Here is a 3,831-nt window from a genome sequence, read left to right as displayed (position 1 = left end):
GGTGCCGATGCTATTTTTGAAGTTTTAAAAGGAAAATACAAAGGTTCTAGAAAAGAATCGAGTAATCCTTTGCCTTTTATCTTGATTGTTATATTTATTATTATTCTAATCGTTTTAGCTTCAAGAGGGAATAAAGGTGGCGGAAATTTTAGAGGTGGAGGTGGTTTGGATTTAGGCGATATCATTATTCTGAGCAGCCTAGGTAGAGGAAATGGTGGTTTTGGTGGTGGAAGCTTTGGCGGTGGTTCATCAGGTGGTTTTGGTGGTGGCTTCGGCGGTGGCGGATTTTCTGGTGGAGGTGCCGGCGGAAGCTGGGAGTTCTAAATTAAACTCACAATCATTGTCATTCCGCCGAAGTAGGAATCTCCTACAAAGTAGGTTTACTTTGAGCAAAGCAAAAATAAACTTGTACTTGATTTTTGAACTTGTACTTGTATTTGAAAACAAAAAACTCGTTAGCAATACTAACGAGTTTTTCTTTTTTCTATTTCTGTCTGAAATAAATATCAATTGGAACACCACTAAAATTGTAGTTTTCTCTCAATTTATTTTCAATAAAACGTTTGTAAGGATCTTTTACATATTGTGGCAAATTCGCAAAGAACACAAACTGAGGTGTTGGTGTTGGCAACTGCATACAATATTTAATCTTAATGTATTTTCCTTTTAATGCCGGTGGTGGCGTTGCTTCAATAATTGGCAACATCAACTCGTTGAATTTCGAAGTCGAAATACGTTGTTTTCTGTTTTCAAAAACTTCAACTGCGGTTTCTAAAGCTTTTAATAAACGTTGTTTCGTTAAAGCTGAAATAAATAAAATTGGCACATCAGTAAAAGGAGCAATTTCTTCTCTAATTTTTCTTTCGTAATCGCGAGTCGACATGGTGTCTTTTTCAACTAAATCCCATTTGTTGACTAAGATTACAATTCCTTTACGGTTTTTCTCGGCCAACCAAAAAATACTTTGATCTTGTCCTTCAAATCCACGAGTCGCATCGATAACTAATAAACACACATCACTGTGCTCAATAGCTCTTACCGAACGCATTACCGAATAAAATTCTAAATCTTCTTTTACTTTTGCTTTACGTCTAATTCCAGCCGTATCCACTAAGTTGAATTCGAATCCAAAACGGTTGTACTTTGTGTCAATTGCATCACGAGTTGTTCCTGCAATATCAGTTACTACAAATCGATCTTCACCAATTAAAGCGTTAATGAATGATGATTTTCCAGCATTTGGTCTTCCTACAACACAAAATCTTGGTAACGGATTTTCTTCTTCTACCGCTTCTGGTAATTCAGGTAAAACCTCTACGATTTTATCTAACAATTCCCCAGTTCCGCTTCCGCTCATTCCCGAGATTGTGAAATATTCACCTAATCCTAAATTATAGAACTCCACTGCGTCTTTTTCACGCATGGCGTTGTCTACTTTATTGACAACTAAAAGTATAGGTTTTTTAACTTTACGAAGCAATTTCGCTACTTCTTCATCCATTGGAGTTATACCTTCCTCAACATCTACCACAAAAACAATAGCATCCGCCTCATCAATAGCCAATTCTACTTGACGACGAATCTCTCCTTCAAAAATATCGTCCGAACCTTTTACATAACCTCCGGTATCAATTACCGAAAATTCTTTTCCGTTCCACTCACTTTTTCCATAATTTCTATCACGCGTAACACCGCTTACCGAGTCAACAATAGCTTCTCTTCGCTGAATTAAACGGTTAAAAAATGTGGATTTTCCAACATTTGGTCTTCCTACAATGGCAACAATATTGTTCATAATCTTATTTTGAATCGGCAAAAGTACGATTTTTTTTGGAGCTTTTTCCAGCTATCCATTACAACACCACAATTTTACGTCTTTTTTTCTAAATTTATTGCAGCAGCTTCTAGGGTCGCTACCGCAATAAAAAGAAAAAATAGGTGTAAAATTTGCGGGGTTTTCATTGCTATCTGGGCTAGACTGAAAATTTTATTCAACATTTGTTAAAAATTTATATATTCGCATAAATCCCAAGTGTATGGAACCCGAAAAAAGCATCGCACTTCGTCCTAAGTTTGAAGTGGAATCTAAAAATAGTATTGCGCAAATCTTAGAAAGAGCAAAAATTTTAAAATCCGAATTAAAGTCGGATTACCAAATCAAAATCATTGACGAACATCTGTATTTTTATTTCAGTAAAGAAAAACGAAAATATTATTCGCCTTTTTTGCATTTAGAATTAGAAGCCAATGAAGATAAAACCACAGTAAAAGGCTTGTTCGGACCTGAGCAATTGCTTTGGACGCTTTTTATGTTTTTACATTTTATAGTTGCTGGATTATTTTTGGTTTTTGCTATGATGGCTTACACGCATTGGTCATTAAAACAATCAGTAGTTTTAGATTTTAGTATTATGGGAATAATGGTTGTGTTTTGGTTTTCGCTCTATTTTATGGCACTATTAAACCGAGAACGCGGCGTTCCACAAATGCATGAATTAGAAGATTTAATGTATAAGGTTTTGGAGTAGGAATTACATTTCAAATTGGAACATAATTCCACTAACGTCACTTCGAGTTTTTTTTATTTGGAAAGCCTAAGATTTCTAAATAAAAAAAGTATCGAGAACTATAGAAGGTAAAATCGTTTCTATAGTTCTCGATACAATTTTCAATTGCAAAAATTAGCATTTTTACTTTTAAAAATCACTCGAAATGACGGAGCGATTATCTAGTTTTATTTGGAATTAGCAACTCTATTTTTGGTTATACCCAAAACGTCTCAACTGACGTTCATTGCTTCTCCAGTCTTTATTAACTTTAACGTAAGTAGCTAAGTGAATTTGTTTGCCAAAGAATTTCTCTAAATCTTCTCTTGCTTGGATCCCAACTTTCTTCAATGCCGCACCTTTGTGACCGATGATGATTCCTTTTTGCGTATCGCGTTCCACCATAATCACGGCACGAATTCTAATGATATTGTCGTCTTCAATAAATTCTTCCGTTTCAATTTCAACCGCATACGGAATTTCTTTATCGTAATTCAACAAGATTTTTTCGCGAATGGTTTCGTTTACAAAGAAACGCTCAGGTTTATCAGTTAATGCATCTTTTGGATAAAATGCAGGAGAAATTGGAAGTAATTCGATAATTCTATCAAAAACCGTTTGCACATTAAAATTTTCTAAGGCTGAAATCGGATAAATTTCGGCATTAGGAACTTTTTCTTTCCACAATTGAACTTGCTCGTCTAATTGTTCTTGGTTCGATTTGTCAATTTTATTCAATAATAATAAAACCGGAATCTTAGAGTGGATAATTTTATTAAAAAACGCTTCGTCTTTTAATTCTTTTTCGCCAATCTCTACCATGTACACCAAAATGTCAGCATCTTCAAAAGCGGATTTCACAAAATCCATCATCGAATTTTGTAATTCATACGCTGGTTTTATAATTCCAGGCGTATCTGAGAATAATACTTGAAAATCATCTCCATTCACAATTCCTAAAATACGGTGTCTTGTAGTTTGTGCTTTCGATGTAATAATAGAAAGACGTTCGCCTACAAACGCATTCATAAGAGTTGATTTCCCTACATTCGGATTTCCAATGATATTTACATAACCTGCTCTGTGCTCCATTTCAATAAATTTATGGCTACAAAGGTAGTCATATCAAGCGAATAGAAGAAATAAAATATTTTTTTCAAATTTACTTGCATTTAAAGATAATCGTTGTATATTTGCACTCACAAATCGCGGGATAGAGCAGTAGGCAGCTCGTCGGGCTCATAACCCGAAGGTCACAGGTTCGAGTCCTGTTCCCGCTACTAAG

3 protein-coding genes, 1 tRNA gene and 1 pseudogene are annotated in these 3,831 nt (G+C 35.0%); 3 read left to right on the top strand and 2 right to left on the bottom strand.

All coding sequences use genetic code 11. From position 1 onward, the window contains the following. A pseudogene (locus Q0075_RS01190) lies at positions 1–324 on the top strand (TPM domain-containing protein); the annotation flags it as partial. Between the two features lie 160 nt (positions 325–484). On the opposite strand, the gene der reads toward Q0075_RS01190, so the two are convergent. Next, on the bottom strand, positions 485–1,795 hold the full coding sequence (der, locus tag Q0075_RS01185) for a ribosome biogenesis GTPase Der (protein WP_073580596.1): 1,311 nt from the start codon (positions 1,793–1,795) through the stop codon (positions 485–487). Between the two features lie 241 nt (positions 1,796–2,036). Here der and Q0075_RS01180 point away from each other — a divergent pair, with 241 nt between their 5' ends. Continuing rightward, the gene (locus Q0075_RS01180) at positions 2,037–2,528 is read left to right on the top strand and encodes a hypothetical protein (protein ID WP_297867920.1); all 492 of its coding nucleotides are present in this window, start codon (positions 2,037–2,039) and stop codon (positions 2,526–2,528) included. Positions 2,529–2,753: 225 nt separating this feature from the next. On the opposite strand, the gene era is transcribed toward Q0075_RS01180, so the two are convergent. Beyond that, complete coding sequence (gene era, locus Q0075_RS01175) at positions 2,754–3,638, bottom strand: GTPase Era (protein ID WP_297867919.1); 885 nt, start codon at positions 3,636–3,638, stop codon at positions 2,754–2,756. Positions 3,639–3,753: 115 nt separating this feature from the next. Here era and Q0075_RS01170 point away from each other — a divergent pair. Next, positions 3,754–3,826 (top strand) — tRNA-Met (locus Q0075_RS01170). Positions 3,827–3,831 lie beyond the last annotated feature (5 nt).

This window comes from uncultured Flavobacterium sp. (assembly GCF_937967675.1).
Taxonomy (GTDB): Bacteria; Bacteroidota; Bacteroidia; order Flavobacteriales; family Flavobacteriaceae; genus Flavobacterium.
Note: the sequence above shows the minus strand (reverse complement) of the source record. Positions and strands in the feature narration are given on the sequence as shown.